17 protein-coding genes and 2 pseudogenes are annotated in these 14580 nt (G+C 41.1%); 10 read left to right on the forward strand and 9 right to left on the reverse strand.

Features of this window, described 5'->3' with window-relative positions; translation table 11 throughout:
- Positions 1-183: 183 nt before the first annotated feature.
- Positions 184-426, reverse strand: a complete 243-nt coding sequence (locus tag F6K46_RS25300) for a type II toxin-antitoxin system prevent-host-death family antitoxin (RefSeq protein WP_293066215.1) — start codon at positions 424-426, stop codon at positions 184-186.
- Between the two features lie 147 nt (positions 427-573).
- Here F6K46_RS25300 and F6K46_RS25305 point away from each other — a divergent pair, with 147 nt between their 5' ends.
- The 3 genes from F6K46_RS25305 to F6K46_RS25315 all read left to right on the forward strand — a co-directional run bounded on the left by F6K46_RS25305 (position 574) and on the right by F6K46_RS25315 (position 4062).
- Complete coding sequence (locus F6K46_RS25305) at positions 574-1716, forward strand: IS4 family transposase (RefSeq protein WP_075897714.1); 1143 nt, start codon at positions 574-576, stop codon at positions 1714-1716.
- 159 nt (positions 1717-1875) lie between these two features.
- On the forward strand, positions 1876-3441 hold the full coding sequence (locus F6K46_RS25310; RefSeq protein WP_293066210.1) for a Rieske 2Fe-2S domain-containing protein: 1566 nt from the start codon (positions 1876-1878) through the stop codon (positions 3439-3441).
- A 387-nt stretch (positions 3442-3828) separates the two neighbouring features.
- Entirely contained in the window at positions 3829-4062 is a 234-nt protein-coding gene (locus F6K46_RS25315; protein WP_293066208.1) for a hypothetical protein, read from the forward strand.
- Positions 4063-4603: 541 nt separating this feature from the next.
- Here F6K46_RS25315 and F6K46_RS25320 read toward each other — a convergent pair.
- From F6K46_RS25320 to F6K46_RS25340, 5 genes are all read right to left on the reverse strand, one after another.
- Entirely contained in the window at positions 4604-4858 is a 255-nt protein-coding gene (locus tag F6K46_RS25320) for a hypothetical protein (RefSeq protein ID WP_293066205.1), read from the reverse strand.
- A 250-nt stretch (positions 4859-5108) separates the two neighbouring features.
- Positions 5109-5372 (reverse strand): ester cyclase, encoded by a 264-nt coding sequence (locus tag F6K46_RS25325; RefSeq protein WP_293066217.1) that lies wholly within the window; start codon positions 5370-5372, stop codon positions 5109-5111.
- Positions 5373-5765: a hypothetical protein gene (locus F6K46_RS25330; protein WP_293066202.1), complete on the reverse strand. Its 393-nt coding sequence runs from the start codon at positions 5763-5765 to the stop codon at positions 5373-5375.
- Between the two features lie 398 nt (positions 5766-6163).
- Complete coding sequence (locus F6K46_RS25335) at positions 6164-6655, reverse strand: PEP-CTERM sorting domain-containing protein (RefSeq protein ID WP_293066199.1); 492 nt, start codon at positions 6653-6655, stop codon at positions 6164-6166.
- A gap of 199 nt (positions 6656-6854) precedes the next feature.
- Positions 6855-7301 (reverse strand): hypothetical protein, encoded by a 447-nt coding sequence (locus tag F6K46_RS25340; RefSeq protein ID WP_293066196.1) that lies wholly within the window; start codon positions 7299-7301, stop codon positions 6855-6857.
- Positions 7302-7781: 480 nt separating this feature from the next.
- Here F6K46_RS25340 and F6K46_RS25345 point away from each other — a divergent pair, with 480 nt between their 5' ends.
- Positions 7782-8504 (forward strand): FtsK/SpoIIIE domain-containing protein, encoded by a 723-nt coding sequence (locus tag F6K46_RS25345; RefSeq protein WP_293066193.1) that lies wholly within the window; start codon positions 7782-7784, stop codon positions 8502-8504.
- A gap of 138 nt (positions 8505-8642) precedes the next feature.
- On the opposite strand, the gene F6K46_RS25350 is transcribed toward F6K46_RS25345, so the two are convergent.
- The 3 genes from F6K46_RS25350 to F6K46_RS25360 form a co-directional block, all read right to left on the reverse strand.
- Positions 8643-9275 carry an SMI1/KNR4 family protein gene (locus F6K46_RS25350; RefSeq protein WP_293066191.1) on the reverse strand — a complete coding sequence of 211 codons (633 nt, stop codon included), beginning with the start codon at positions 9273-9275 and terminating at the stop codon, positions 8643-8645.
- A gap of 368 nt (positions 9276-9643) precedes the next feature.
- Positions 9644-10189 carry a NucA/NucB deoxyribonuclease domain-containing protein gene (locus F6K46_RS25355; protein WP_293066189.1) on the reverse strand — a complete coding sequence of 182 codons (546 nt, stop codon included), beginning with the start codon at positions 10187-10189 and terminating at the stop codon, positions 9644-9646.
- A gap of 816 nt (positions 10190-11005) precedes the next feature.
- Positions 11006-11254, reverse strand: a complete 249-nt coding sequence (locus F6K46_RS25360; protein ID WP_293117469.1) for a hypothetical protein — start codon at positions 11252-11254, stop codon at positions 11006-11008.
- Positions 11255-11380: 126 nt separating this feature from the next.
- On the opposite strand from F6K46_RS25360, the pseudogene F6K46_RS40255 reads away from it, so the two are divergent.
- From F6K46_RS40255 to F6K46_RS25390, 6 genes and pseudogenes are all read left to right on the forward strand, one after another.
- Positions 11381-11470 (forward strand): annotated as a pseudogene (locus F6K46_RS40255) (hypothetical protein); the annotation flags it as partial.
- A 390-nt stretch (positions 11471-11860) separates the two neighbouring features.
- Positions 11861-12110, forward strand: a pseudogene (locus tag F6K46_RS25370) (transposase); the annotation flags it as partial.
- A 513-nt stretch (positions 12111-12623) separates the two neighbouring features.
- Entirely contained in the window at positions 12624-13406 is a 783-nt protein-coding gene (locus tag F6K46_RS25375) for a DUF3598 family protein (protein ID WP_293066180.1), read from the forward strand.
- A gap of 38 nt (positions 13407-13444) precedes the next feature.
- The gene (locus tag F6K46_RS25380) at positions 13445-13573 is read left to right on the forward strand and encodes a hypothetical protein (RefSeq protein ID WP_293066177.1); all 129 of its coding nucleotides are present in this window, start codon (positions 13445-13447) and stop codon (positions 13571-13573) included.
- An 85-nt stretch (positions 13574-13658) separates the two neighbouring features.
- On the forward strand, positions 13659-13841 hold the full coding sequence (locus F6K46_RS25385) for a hypothetical protein (RefSeq protein WP_293066174.1): 183 nt from the start codon (positions 13659-13661) through the stop codon (positions 13839-13841).
- Between the two features lie 9 nt (positions 13842-13850).
- Positions 13851-14579: a DUF3598 family protein gene (locus F6K46_RS25390; RefSeq protein ID WP_293064200.1), complete on the forward strand. Its 729-nt coding sequence runs from the start codon at positions 13851-13853 to the stop codon at positions 14577-14579.
- Position 14580 lies beyond the last annotated feature (1 nt).

Raw genomic sequence — 14580 nt, forward strand, 5'->3', positions numbered from 1 at the left:
TAATATTGCCTTTTGCCTCTTGCCTCTTGCCTCTTGCCTCTTGCCTCTTGCCTCTTGCCTCTTGCCTCTTGCCTCTTGCCTCTTGCCTCTTGCCTTTTGCCTTTTGCCTCTTGCCTCTTGCCTCTTGCCTCTTGCCTCTTGCCTTAAAAGGATAAGCTTTGTCAGTCACCCAAATAATAATTTCTATATAATATCCTCCAAAAGCTGCTCACTTTCTGACAGCCCAATAAACCCTTCTTGTTGTGCTTGTTTAGCTTTGATAGCTATAAGTTCCTCTTCTAATTCTAATAACCTTTCAAATTCTTCTATAGAAATAACAACAGCAACCTTACGTCCTTTTTTAGGAATTTGTATTGGCTCTCTTCGAGCTAAATCCAACAGTTCACCAAAACGGTTTTTTGCATCAGATACTCCAAGGATTTTCATAACTTTTTAGGTAAAAATACTAGACATAAAGTCTAAAATAGCTGACGGGGGGACATAGCGGTTATAACCCTTGTGTAGCAAGGGATACAGCAGAGTAATCAAAAAAAAGATAGGTCAAATATAGTAACCCTGACCTATCTACCAAAAATGATAGCTAAAACATACCAGAAAATTCTACAAAATCAGCTGTATCACAGCAGGTATTTGTTGGTGACCTTAGTCGTTGCGAGCCTACAACTACTCAGACAGGTCAAACTAGAAGTGTTAGCTCAAGCGCTACCGTTACCTATTTTGTTTGAGAGTCGTCGCAAGAAATTACGTCGGTTTTTGCGACTAAGAGAGTTTAACATAGTTTCAATATGGTTTCCCTGTGTAAGTGCTCTTCTAGAAGAGATGTTTAAACCGAACGATAGAATATATTTGGCAATAGACCGCACTAGCTGGGGGGTGATTAATATCTTGATGGTTAGCGTCATCTATGATCATCGAGCCTGGCCGATTTACTGGGAGTTCTTGGAGAAAAAAGGCAGCAGTAATTTTGATGAGCAAACATCTGTTTTGGGGAAAAGTCTTGGGTTACTCTCCAACTATAGGGTGGTGGTTTTAGGGGACCGGGAATTTTGTTCACCCAAACTGGGCAACTGGCTGAGCTTGGAGGGTGCATACTTTTGTTTGAGACAGAAATCTAACACGCTTGTTTGTCACGATACTGAGATGGAACAAAAGTTGAAAGACTATGGGCTTAAGCCAGGAGTAAAGCTGTTTATTAAGGACTGCCAGGTTACCAAACAAAAAGGATTTGGGAGGTTTAATATAGCCGGTAAGTGGAAGGGAAAGTACCAGGGATTTAAAACGAAAGAGCCTTGGTATATTTTAACTAACTTTGATGAGTTAGATACGGCTATTGTCGCCTACCAAAGACGATTTTCAATTGAGGAAATGTTTCGAGATTTTAAGTCGGGAGGCTATAGTCTTGAAGGGTCTAAACTCACAAGTGAGCATCTCTCAAAATTGATGATTGTTGTGGCGATTGCCTATACCAGTGCGATGCTTCAAGGGCGAGACATTAAGCAGATGGGAATTCAAAAATATGTGGTCAGGCCTGAAACCCAATCAAGTGGACAAAGGCGACATAGCGCTTTTTATGTTGGCCAACATCAGCATTCGTGGCTTCGCTTAAGGGGATTGTGCGAAAAAATAGTGGACGAACTTTTGAAAATTAACCGTCGTTGGCTCAACTATTACAAGAAAGGTGAGCGGGCTATAGAGTTAGCACTGTCTACGTTATAAGCTTTATGTCCCCCTGTCAGCTAAAATAGCTATTTTAGCTAAAATAGTCAATAGCAGCCTGTGATGTAGGGTGGGCAGTGGTTCCCTTCGAGATGGTCAGCCTTTTAATTGGTATAAAGCACTGCCCACCTGCCTCAGATTGATTAGTTTCGGTGGATAATGATTGAAGTTACGGCAAGCGCTGTTATCTTTGTGAACAAAGTATTCCCGAAAAGTATGACGATTGAAGCCAATTTAACTAATTTGAACGAAAGTCTTGATAAGTCAAGGGAACAAGTTCACCTCAAACAAGACGAAACATTTCAATGGACAAAGCAGTGGTATCCAGTAGCTGTTGTTGAATTCCTTGCGCCATCTCGTCCTCACAAAATACAGTTACTGGGTAAAGAGCTAGTGTTATGGCGGGATGGGTCTGGTAAATGGCGTTGTTTTGAAGATTTTTGTCCCCATCGATTAGCTCCTCTTTCTGAAGGGCGTGTGGAGTCTGATGGAACCTTATTGTGTGCTTATCACGCTTGGCGTTTTGATGCTCAAGGAAATTGTGTTAGTATTCCTCAATCCCAAGACCAGGAGACTGAACTTAAAAACTGCTCGAATCCTAAATCCTGTGCTGTTGCCTATCCAACTCAGGAAAATCAAGGTTTACTCTGGGTATGGCCAGAATCGGGAACCAAGGCTCAACAGGAAAGTCAGTTGAGAAAACCCCGTTTAATTCCCGAACTAGAATCAGATTCCGATCGAGTAGTCAAGCTATTTTGGAATATCCGCGACTTGCCCTATGGCTGGGACTTTTTCATGGAAAATGTTGCTGATCCCGCTCACGTACCGGTTTCCCATCACGGTATTATGGGTAGTCGCTATGAAGATGCCAAGTATTATGATATGCCTGGTCTTAGGGAAATATCCACTCAAGAAGGATTTTCCTTTGCTATTAACCCCACCGTTGAAAAGGTAGCCGAAGCAATTCATGACTTTCAACCTCCCTGTCATATGAGAATTGTTACTAACTATAACGATGGCGGAAAATTAATCTTAGCCTTATATGCCATTCCTACTCGTCCTGGCTGGTGTCGTCATATTGGTTGTCAGGTCTTAGTCAAGAATGAAGCGGGAAAAACACCAGAAGGCTTAGGATTTTTTGCCTTACCAATGCCAATTTGGTTGGGTCATGTCTTGGCTTCAGTATTTTTGCATCAAGACTTAGTATTCCTTCACTACCAAGAAAAAATATTGGCTCGACGACAACAGCAAGACTGGCTCAAGACAGTTTATACTCCCAATCCTCAAGACAAAATGGTAATCACCTTTCGTCAGTGGTTTAAAACGAGAGCAGGAGGTAAAATTCCTTGGGATTCAGGTATCAATGATCAACTTCCCAATGCTGAGTTAGATAAAAAGCAGCTTTTTGATGTGTGGTCAACTCATACTAAAGATTGTGTTGTTTGTCAAAAGGCTCTGACCAATATCAATCGTGCTGTGGTAATCAGTTATGGAGCGGCGGCGCTCTGTTTATTAATCGGAATAGTTATGGATGCCCGGGCTGTAGCATTTAAGATGGCAATGACTACAGATACCGTGACTATATCTCCTTTGAAAGTGATACCTTCAACCGGATTCTGGCTAGGGATTGCGGGAGCAATTATTCTAGCAACCATAGGCTACTCATTTAAAAGGTTAAGTCGGCTGTTTTACGTTTATGAATTTGACCATTCCAAGAATGATTAGGTAAGTTATAAATGTAGGGTGGGCAGTGGTGACTTTCGTACCGGATCAGCTTTTTAATTGGTATTGATCACTGCCCACCATCGGATGAATTTTATTAAAAATTTAGACTTTTAATTAGAGTGCTCTTGCAGCCAGCCCACCAGGGAAGTAGATGTAGTAGATGTAGATGTAGATGTAGGGTGGGCAGTGCCTAATCACCTGAGATTTAGCTAATTTTCTATAAAACCACTGCCCACCCTACGATGACTTTTATTTATTAAAAATCTAAAACTATTTTATATTCTATACATGCCCAATTTGATAATAAAAAAATTTTCCTAAACCCCTTGACATTAAATTAAGTTATTTATATATTAATAAATAAGCAGTTTTAAGGAATTACTACTGATGAATAACAACCTTCCACCCAACTCCGATGAAAATACCAACCCTAATAACCCAGGTCGCAAACCTAAGAAAGTCAAGCACATCTTGGTCGGTTCTCCTAAACAAGTTCGCAAAACAATTAATGCTATCTATTCCCTTAAATACGCCTATCCCGACGAGTGGAGCGCTTTCGAGCCTACCGGAAAATCTGGTCAGGTTATGACCTTTTTGATTCGATACTTATACCTAAACTAGGATAGTAAATTGCCAGGGCGTCGCCCTGGCGACTATGAATCGTGAAAATTGTTTTGTGGAGGGGTATACATCAGGATGAAGGATGAGTTGGGATCTAGTTACTTTCGAGTAGTTGCTGACTAATTCGATAGTTTATCAGTAGTGATTTAGAGTTGAGTGCAGCTCAGCTGTACTTGTGGAAGCTTACAAACTAAAAATCGGTCAAGACTTGGGGTTAACCAGAACTTGACCGATTTTTTTTATTGCTATATATTAGTTATTAATTATTGGGTCAGTTTTAAGCTATATATGTAGGGTGGGCAGTGCTTACCTTCCCCATAATCAACTTTTCAATGGGTATTTAGCACTGCCCACCAGCCAAGATCTAGATGTAGTACATGTAGGGTGGGCAGAGATGTAGGGTGGGCAGTGCTTACCTTCCCCATATTCACCTTTTCAATTCTTATCAAGCACTGCCCACCATCGGATTAATGTTATTAAAAATTTAGACGATTTTTATAATTAATATCCTGTCGGTGGGCAGTGCCTAATAACTTGATATTCAGCTAATCTTATCGGTGTCAAGCACTGCCCACCCTAGGATTAATCTTATTATTGAAAATTTCGTGCGATTGCGTTTAATTTGATGTAGAGATCTAGTAGAGATGTAGGGTGGGCAGTGCTTACCTTCCCCATATTCACCTTTGACATTGTTATTTAGCACTGCCCACCAGCCCAGATATAGATGTAGTAGATGTAGGGTGGGCAGAGATGTAGGGTGGGCAGTGCTTACCTTCCCCATATTCACCTTTGACATTGTTATTTAGCACTGCCCACCATCGGATTAATTTTATTAAAAATTTAGACGATTTTTATAGTTAATATTCTGTTGGTGGGCAGTGCCTAATAACTTGATATTCAGCTAATCTTATCGGTGTCAAGCACTGCCCACCCTACGATTAATTTTATTAAAATTTTAGTCGGTGGGCAGTGCCTAATAACTTGATATTCAGCTAATCTTATCGGTGTCAAGCACTGCCCACCCTACGATTAATTTTTTTGAAAATTTAGTGGAAGGGACAGCCTGATGTTAATTGCTTGAGAAACAAACTGTTATCGAAGAAATGCTCCAAGGATACAATCTTCAAGTCTTCAGTAACCCGAGCAATACTGATGCCAAACACTTCTATGGTTTCTCCTGTTGGTTCATGACCTTTAAAGGAACCGCTAAAGGTCCCCCAATGCCGCCACTTAAAGGTGACATTAGGAGGTCCGGAAAGCACTTCCATCAGTTCCCACAGAAAGCCATTGGGAAAAGCGTTATGGAAAATTTATATGGATGATTCAAAGGTTTCCTCTGTGGAGCGATAGTGTTCCGTATCCCCAAGAAATACGTTGTATGTGCCGATATCAGCAACAGTCTGGGCATTGTACTTTGGTCCACCGTTAGTGCTCATCCGAAACTGGTCGGCAACAATAGACAACCACTGCTCAGGATTCGCTTTATAGGAGGCTTCCATCTCGAAAGTTCTAACTAAGTTTTGAGCGATCGCTTCCAAAGACCCTTCTGGATGATTAAATTTACTACCTTTCTTAAGAAATTCATTAGTTTCGGCATAATCAGGGCGTTTACCCTCTCGCCATTCAACCCCAGCATCATTGGCGATAACTGTATCTCTTTCTTGTACCCAAACAGGCAATCCTGTGGACTGACTATTACTCATTCAAGTCTCTCAGTTCAATTGATTAGAATTCCTCAACAATTTTGCTAAATAGTCTTCTTGCTACCATGGCAAGTACATAAAAATTAAACTATTTAAGAGGATTGTAATAGTAAACAAGAAAATGAAATACTAAAATTATCAAATAATGTAATAATCACTACAAACTAATGACTCGGCTCCCATCTCCTGGTAGGGAATCAGCGTTGGAATCAGCGGAGCGAGTTGCTGGAGAGATTTTTGCTCGTGTTGTTTGAAAAAGTAAAAAGGGCAAAGAGGCGGTGGTGCGTTACGGGGCTCGGTTTTTCAACACTGGGAACCGAGAAAATCAGGCCGATTCCGCCTTATCACGCACCCTACGCCACTTGCTAATTGATGAAATAATTGACAACTATTGAGGATTAACCGTCAACAGTAATTTTTTGCCGTCTACTAATAATCAAAAGTGCGATCGCACTGATCAAAATCAACATCCATACCTCCGGTTCAGGAACACCAGAAACACTAAACGGATTAAACGGCTTATTCAACTGTTCTTCCCCAGTTTCCACTTCTCGGTCAAAGCGATCGCTCGACGCTTCTGCTTCTTTGAGCATCTTTCGTTGCTCATCATTCACCAGCACAATCATGGATGAATAGGGACTGACAATGTCATAGGTCTTGGCTATGCCATGAATCCGATCCAGTTCTTCTAGAGAACCATTCAGGTTTCGACTCAACCCTAGGATAAGTTGCCTGGCCGCCAGTGGTTCAAATCCAGTTTGACCAGTAGTCTCAGCAGTTGCTGATTCCATAAACCAAGCATAGCCATCCCTTAATGGAAAACCCAAACCACTGTTAAAGTGACATACTCCCGACGCTGCCCTAACTCGACAGCGCGGGCTTCTTACCAACTCCAGCTAATGCTGAGGATACAAGGGTAAACTTTATTAACGACACGGGATGCCCCGACCCGCCGGAACAATACAAAAAAAGTTCTATTTTCAGTTGGTAGGTGGCGATTAGCTCTTAATTTATTTTCCCTACCATTTTTAATATATCACATTGGCATTTCGACGTTCCGACCCTTGCCCCGCGCTTCCCATGCGACACTTACCCTCCGCAGGTAAAGTGCGGGGCTTCTCGCGGTTTAGCTAAAATTGCAGCAGCTAACCCTTTACGCCAAAGGGATGGTGGGATAAACAAGCCCCATAACCCATAGCTGCCCAGTAGGAATAGGAGTAAGTTGAGTTGTGGGATATACACCAACCATCTGAATGCGATCGCACTAATCCCAGACCCTAACATTAGCAACAGGGGATAGAGTCTTAAGGTAGGAGTTGCTGACACAGTTATAATTAAGCGATCGCGCCATAGCTGTACCAAACAAGCCATGAGCACAATACCGATTAGCATCAGATTTAGCAGTGATGCGTACCTAAATGACTCACATAGCCAGTGCAGCGCGCAGATATTGCCCAAAAGCCAAGCCACTACCAGTAGTATGGTGCTGGCGAGGTTTTGACCTCTGGGGGGATCTGAATTCATCCCAGCTGTCATAACAAGTTTCTCCTTCAGAGAAATAAAGTGTGCTAAAAAGGACTATCTATCGGGAGCTATCACTTATGCAGAGCATTTATAAAAAAGCTATAGCCCCCTCATGGGTTTTAACTTGCTGTGATAGTACATAGTTCATAGGTTCTCCAACTGTGACCGTAAGCATATGCGCTACCCCCACGCTACTTGAGGTGCGGTCAGCGGTCAGCTTAAAATAAACCTATTTGGCCTATGGCCACGCTACGCGAACGGGAGAATTTAAAGGTGCGCTTGACCCATTAATAATTAAATTCGCCACGAGTCGCACCTAAATGTAACGAATGGGGACGACAATTTATAGAATCCAAAAGTGAACGTGGTTACGATAAAAAAACTAAATCGCTATGCCTAAAAGCGATGCATCGCTACCAACCTTTCAAGCTCCTGATGTTTCCCGTTCGCCCACACCCCACACCCCACACCCAGTAAAGCTTTTAAGGTTGTTTGTCACCCCGTCAGGAACCAGAAGAAGCTGTGGAACTGCTACAGAAATTGGTAGACGAAATGGAGCGACGTGGGGGATTATTTCGTGAAGCTGAGGTAGGAAACATCAGAGACTACCCCAAACCACTTGCTCACATAGCAATTTTTAACGATGAAATAACTGACCTGACTGCGCACCAAGAAAAAGAGTTGAGGGAAACTGCCCGTAACCATCTGACCTTACTGGCTGCCAAAGGTCGGGCATTAGGTATCCACGTGTTCGCCGGAACGCAAAAGCCAGATGGTAAACGACTACCTACTGCATTTCGGGACAACCTACCAGTTAAATTAACGATGAAGACTGTGACCAAGGGAGATGGGAAACTGATTACTGGTCATAATTTACCCAGTAACCATCTGCTAGGAAAAGGAGATGGGTTCCTGGTTGTGCCTGGAAAGGAACCCCTCCGTCTACAAGCAGCATTTATTGATGTCTCTAAGCATACCGAGCATTTACCAAACCTCCCAGCTCGGGAACAAGTACTGTTTCCGCTGCCCGATATACGAAACCAGCCTTTAACTGAATTACAGACTCGTGCAGTCAAAGAGCTATACGCTGAAACTCGCTCAATACCTAAAACCGTAGAAATTGCTTGGAAAGTTAGCAAAGGCGGGCGAAAAGGCTCAAAATATACAGAGGCACATGTCCTGGTGACTGAACTAATAAAAGCCGAAGCGTCCTAATGGTACTTTGGGTTAAAGCTGTGAGAACTAACACCACCCAGAAATGGGTGGGATTGTTTTTATCCAGAGGTTTTCGGAACAATCTCTAAGATTAGAAATACTGACCAAGAGAGTAAATATGAAAATTTTATAGCTATTTTATAAAGAAATCTCTCGAAATTTTTCACACTCAAGTAAACTATTATATCTATCTTGCATCAAATCGATAAAAGATTTATATCTATTAGCACCAGGAAGCCAGTCAGCAAAAAACCAAGCTTCCCACTCACCATTATCAAATACGATTTGGGGATTAAGTAAGAATAATCCTTCTTCATCACCACCAATTTCTAATGCTGTTTGTAAATAGTCAGATCTGAATGAAGTAGAATCTTGTTCATCCCCATAAATAAAATATTCTTCATCAGATATAGAATCACAATCATCTTCACTTTTCCAAATATCAATCAACTCTTGGTTATTTAAAGCTAACCAATTAACATCCTGAGTTGATAAAAGTTTATTGTTTATAGTCAAATCTACATTACCCCAACCGTTAGTAACAGCTAAGAAACTTCGATAAGAAGGTGGTATTGTTTTTTTTAAACGATTTTCAAGAGTTAAAATTTCACTTTTTGTAGCTCCATAATAACCGAACCACTTATTACTAATAATAGATGATGATAGGCTAAAAAATTCATCATTTTCCAATCGTTCTAATAACCTACAGCTCAAACGGTTTAAAAATAAATTCCAGTCAAATGTGTTTTCATTGTTTAGTATTATTGACATATCAAATTATTTAGCTTCAATTACATTTGTGATAGGATAACATATCCACAATCGTAGATATTTAAAATAGGTTTCACTAGATAAAAGGTATCAAATGTTTGTGTGAGGCAGGTGCATCTCAGTTTTGCAATTAGGCAAAAATTTCCACATTCACCACACTTCAGATCTTTTTTTACAAATATGTGATGCACTCGTGTAAGGCTAACTTGAGATGTGTAACACCCATTTTTAATCCAGCCCTCTTCCATGAACTTATCCCACTATTATAAAATACTTATTTGAGTTAATTTTATCTAAAAAGCTTGATTTACTAAAATACTTAAGCTTTTTAGATAAAATATATTAGTAGGATAGGTTCATAAAAAACCTTATTCTCTACGTCGCTTTAAGTTGCGACCAATAGGAAAATCATTAACAAAAAAACCGCATGAGGTAGGAGTTCTGTTATATGGAAAAATATATGTGCTGTCCCGTCCGATTATCCTAACCTGAAAAGAACTCCCGTGTCCAATACCTTCTTGACGATAGAATTTTACTAATGAAGCTCCCTGCTTACTATTTTGGTTTGCCCAAACGTATCCAGCATGGGCACCAGCACCACCTTGCACAGTACTTGCAAATGGATATTCATCACAATTAAAGCCTTTTGGTGGAGGACCCCATATTTTTTTGAATTTTCCACAAGACAAACGCCTATTTTTGCGAATCCGACTTTTGACAGTGGTGCGTTGTAAAATTATAGGATTATTTCGGCGACGAAAAGCAGCTGACATATTTGCATAAATAGAAGGACATTTACTTCTTTGAAAAAATATCGTAGGTATAGCTAAAGCTTCACTAGCAAAAGTAAAGGTGGTTGAAGTAAGAATAATAATTTTACTTAGAGATAACAAGATTTTTTTTGCATGAAACATAATTACACCCCCGTTACTAATATACTTTTGCCATCAGCCCATTCCATCAAGTTATAGACAGTTGAGATAATTGCAACCTGATGTCTTTGATCGCCGACAATTCAATAGTATGATAATGAACCAAAAATTAAAATACCAAAAGTTCATACGAACTTTATGAACTTTATGAACTTTCTTATATATCCCTTGATTTCTTGATTTTTCAAAATCTATATTCTTGAGTACCCGCGTTAGCGGGGGTTTTTTCAGCCGTCTTTGTACCTCAGTAACTTGAAACAACCCAAAGCCCATACCCGTTCCCCGGATGTACTCACCCGCTCCGAACTTACTCATTTTCCAGGACGCCTACCCAACGCCTACATCCATGAAGCTATGGCGCTAGATAAATAACCACAGTAGGTAAAGGGTATTACTATAGGAAATATGGCGAGAGCTGTCTCTAGTACCGGGGTACAGCTCATTTTATTTCAAATTACTGAGATACAATAAAATGGGGGTGTATTATGGGTGAATAGTGTTATCAAAAATACCTATTTTTTATGGGATTAACCATCCATTATTAACAAACTAAATTTATATCTAGCTTGATTATTTGATTTTTATAAATCTATATTCGTTGCACCCGCGTTAGCGGGTCTTTTTTAACCATGTTTTGTACCTTGGTAGAGTAAAATAAATAAAAAACCAGTACCCGCACTCACCCATTCCCCGAAGCCGCCGCAGGAGGCTCGCGAGCGAAGCGAGGTTCTTCTCTCCACCCTTACCTGGAACCAGGGCTTACAAGCAAAATTAGAGCAGAATCCCCACCATCGATACTCACCCAATACCTGCATCCATGAATTTATAGCGCAATAGATAAATGCGATGGCTAAAAATGACTATATATAGTTCAATTAACAAAATCGAGCTAGGGCGTGTTTTCTTGCCTCGTTGTATCCTAAAAGTAGTGTGAACGCAGGGTGCATTCATGAATCGAGGGGACGTGAAGTTTTGAACAGTGGCAGAGGTTAAAACCGTGTCTTGATGCAGTCGCTCATGGGGGAAACCCCCAAGACCGCGCTGCATCGCTTACTACCACCACAAAAACCCCATACAGGTAAGCCAAACTTTGACCACCGCACAGTTATCAACGGAATTCTGTGGGTACATTGAACAGGTGCACCGTGGCGAGACTTACCTAGGGATTATGGCAAGTGGCAAAGCGTCGCCACCAGGTTTTACCGATGGGGTGAAAACCGGAATCTGGAACCAAATATTAGAAAATCTGCAAGCAATCGCTGATCATCGAGGAAATCTTGATTGGGAGGTTCACTAGGTGGATGGCACCGTGATACGTGAGAGACGCGCGCCTTAGAATAAAGAAGCCTTTACAGGGGACAAACTATGGGTAAAAGGGTTAAAACTTATTAATTAAGGCTTCTTTATTCTTACGGTAACTTCAAACCCATCAACACGCAGCTGGGGGAAAAAAAACGGCTAAGGTGCGCTTACAGTCGTCGAATTAAATTCGCCACGGGTCGCACCTGAAGATGAAAAATTAGGGCGTTCTCGCGGAGGCTAAGGTACAAAAATACACATACGCTTGTGTTGGTTTTGGTAAACCGCTAACATTTCTTCAAAGTCCAGGTCAACGAAACGAGTCGCTTTTTTTGGAACAATTGATGGAACAAGGTGCTGCTCCCGCGTTCTGGGCTCCGCCGTCCGCGCATTCGTCCTTTAAGATTGGTTGGAGATAAAGGTTACACAGGTCGTAGAATCCGTAATTACCTGCGTCGTCGTGGTATCCGCCTTACCATACCACGACTTTCAAATGAACCACGTCGCGGTCCGTTCAACCGTGAAATCTATCGTCAACGGAACCTTGTAGAGCTTGCTATCAATCGAATCAAGCAATTTCGCTCCCTTCGCTACCCGATACGATTTGCTTGCTGAAAATTATACAGCTATGTTGACGATCACATTAATTTTATTGTGGTTATAGTTTGAAAACACGCCCTAGCCCCCCAATTTTGCGGTCCGACCCGAACGCAACCCAAGGCCAGGTTCCCCGGCTATTGGAAAACGCACAAAGAGCGAATTTAATTCGACGACTGTAAGCGCACCGGGGGGGGAAGAGCGCGGATGCTTCGCTTTTTTGCAGATGGGGACCCACGAGGGCTTTACCAAAACCAGACGATCGCGTATTCATACTTCAATTCAGCAACCCCATTAATAGGACAGATTTTCAAAAACAGTATAAAAAACCGGATATCTACGGATCTGTGTAGGAATTGTGATAATTTTTGTTTCCTGTTCCGGTGATTCGCTGTTCCCTTTGCTATCTGAGATAATTTATTGTTAGTTCTAGACCAAAATTAGGTTAACTTCACTTCACTTAACCATTACCGAATTTCTGAAACTTATTTATTTTTGTAATAAAACTTAAAAAAAAAACATGAATCAGACATTTGAACAATTAAAGCAGCATAACTGGACTAATTTTATCACCCATCATTTACGGAATTGGTATGGGTCTTGGACAATTTATTCCCCTGAAGGTGAAGTGATGGAATCCTTTGTAGGTAGTCGATGCTCTATCATTAATCCTGAGCAGACTCAAATTACCCAAACTAACGTATATATGTATGACAATGGAACTGAAGAGGAGAAGGTTTACCAGAATACTCCCAATAGTTTAATCAATGGTTTAGCTGAACAAACCGCTCAAGCATCCTTTATGTATATGTTTGAGCAAGGGTCGGCTATTTGGACAGTAAATCGATTTGAACCAGGAGAGTTATTTGCAGTAGAGTTCTGGTTTAGATATCAAGAATTACGCCATAGTCTGCTAGTAGTGTATAACTCAGATGGGGAATTAACTAAAACAGTCAGTGTCCGAGAGGAGGATTTGCAAAAGCCCTGTGATCATTGGACACTTAACCCAGAGTTAATCCCCCATCGAGATATAATTAATGGGGAAAAAGGATTAGCAATTACCCTTAGCCCAGTCACCCAACTATCTCAGCCAACACCAACTCATTTAGCTTGGGAATATCCAGACCATCAAACCTTTTATTATCCAGATGGGATATCATTAAGTTATCCGTCCAAACTGAAACCAGGAATGTCTTTCGTTGTGATTGGAGATTGGCAAGTTAATCCTAATATTAGACAACAACTTCTAGTTGATTATAATTCATCTGGTAAGTTATCCGGCTTAACCTTAAAGAGTAATTAATCAGAGATGGAGAGATAGGGAGATAGGGAGATAGGGAGATGGGGAGATGTGGAGATGGGGAGATGGGGAGATGGGGAGATGGAGAGATAGGGAGATGGGGAGATGGGGAGATGGGACATAGTTTTCTTAAAGGTAATTATCCAGACACTGACCTAAGACATTACTAATCTAGAAAAATATACCTATGATGCCGATAATATTTTTTAAATTAAAATCTTTAATTTATCTATATAAAAAACAAAACTATATACAGTGTTTTTAATAACTATAATATACACGGTTTTAGCATTTTATACTTCCCGATTCCCGATTCCCGATTCCCGATTCCCGATTCCCGATTCCCGATTCCCAATTCCCGATTCCCGATTCCCGATTCCCGATTCCCGATTCCCGATTCCCGATTCCCGATTCCCGATTCCCGATTGTATTTTATAGAATAAACTTATGGATCGAAAACTCCAAAATTGGAAGAAGTTCTGTCGATATTATTCAGGAGACTTGTATGGGATTTGGACTAGATACTCAACCACAGGAGACGTCATAGAATCTTGGCGCTGTATTAGAAGCTTTCGTCCGACAGCAGATTGTCGTGAAATACATCAGCAAAATCACTATACTTATGCTAGTGGCAATACAGAGACAAAGACCTTTGGGCCCTACAAGCAACCTATCACAACTGGCTTGTTTTTAGACAACGGCTTTTCCTGGGGTTCCACCAAAGTAAAATCCGGCTCCACCTTTTTTTCCGATATATGTTTAAGATCTGAAAATAGTCGTGCTACTGCGATTGCCAAATACGATGAAAGTGGCAGCTTGAAACGCTTTACTGTCTTTCCGGAACACCTAGGACATTTCGTGAATGTGGCTACTCTACCTCCCGCCCATCAAATTAGTAGCGACTGGCAAGGAACAGTCCAAACAATAACCCCGGACTGGCAAATTTCAGCCCCAATAGTAACCTCATGGCAACCCTTAGACGATTTACCTGAAGATTACCTGAGGTTACACTTTACTAACGGTATTTCAATCAGTTGTCCGGCACAGGTAGAGAGTGGAAAAGCGTTTTTTGTGGCAGTGGATTGGCTGGTTAACCAGACTTTATTGCAACGAGGCACTCGCCACTATGATCAATCGGGCTTTACCAGTTTTACCGTAGAAGTATTTAGAATTTAGT

It is taken from the genome of Moorena sp. SIO3E8 (assembly GCF_010692445.1).
Taxonomy (GTDB): domain Bacteria; phylum Cyanobacteriota; class Cyanobacteriia; order Cyanobacteriales; family Coleofasciculaceae; genus Moorena; species Moorena bouillonii.

Excerpts from the sequence above, each read along its gene's own strand:
- F6K46_RS25375 (WP_293066180.1), top strand. The coding sequence starts at position 12,624 with ATGAATCAGACATTTGAACAATTAAAGCAGCATAACTGGACTAATTTT.
- F6K46_RS25300 (WP_293066215.1), bottom strand. The coding sequence starts at position 426 with ATGAAAATCCTTGGAGTATCTGATGCAAAAAACCGTTTTGGTGAACTG.
- F6K46_RS25340 (WP_293066196.1), bottom strand. The coding sequence starts at position 7,301 with ATGACAGCTGGGATGAATTCAGATCCCCCCAGAGGTCAAAACCTCGCC.
- F6K46_RS25310 (WP_293066210.1), top strand. The coding sequence starts at position 1,876 with ATGATTGAAGTTACGGCAAGCGCTGTTATCTTTGTGAACAAAGTATTC.
- F6K46_RS25315 (WP_293066208.1), top strand. The coding sequence starts at position 3,829 with ATGAATAACAACCTTCCACCCAACTCCGATGAAAATACCAACCCTAAT.
- F6K46_RS25380 (WP_293066177.1), top strand. The coding sequence starts at position 13,445 with ATGGGGAGATGTGGAGATGGGGAGATGGGGAGATGGGGAGATGGAGAG.
- F6K46_RS25330 (WP_293066202.1), bottom strand. The coding sequence starts at position 5,765 with ATGAGTAATAGTCAGTCCACAGGATTGCCTGTTTGGGTACAAGAAAGA.
- F6K46_RS25355 (WP_293066189.1), bottom strand. The coding sequence starts at position 10,189 with ATGTTTCATGCAAAAAAAATCTTGTTATCTCTAAGTAAAATTATTATT.
- F6K46_RS25350 (WP_293066191.1), bottom strand. The coding sequence starts at position 9,275 with ATGTCAATAATACTAAACAATGAAAACACATTTGACTGGAATTTATTT.
- F6K46_RS25305 (WP_075897714.1), top strand. The coding sequence starts at position 574 with ATGATAGCTAAAACATACCAGAAAATTCTACAAAATCAGCTGTATCAC.
- F6K46_RS25360 (WP_293117469.1), bottom strand. The coding sequence starts at position 11,254 with ATGCAGCGCGGTCTTGGGGGTTTCCCCCATGAGCGACTGCATCAAGAC.
- F6K46_RS25320 (WP_293066205.1), bottom strand. The coding sequence starts at position 4,858 with ATGTCAAAGGTGAATATGGGGAAGGTAAGCACTGCCCACCCTACATCT.
- F6K46_RS25390 (WP_293064200.1), top strand. The coding sequence starts at position 13,851 with ATGGATCGAAAACTCCAAAATTGGAAGAAGTTCTGTCGATATTATTCA.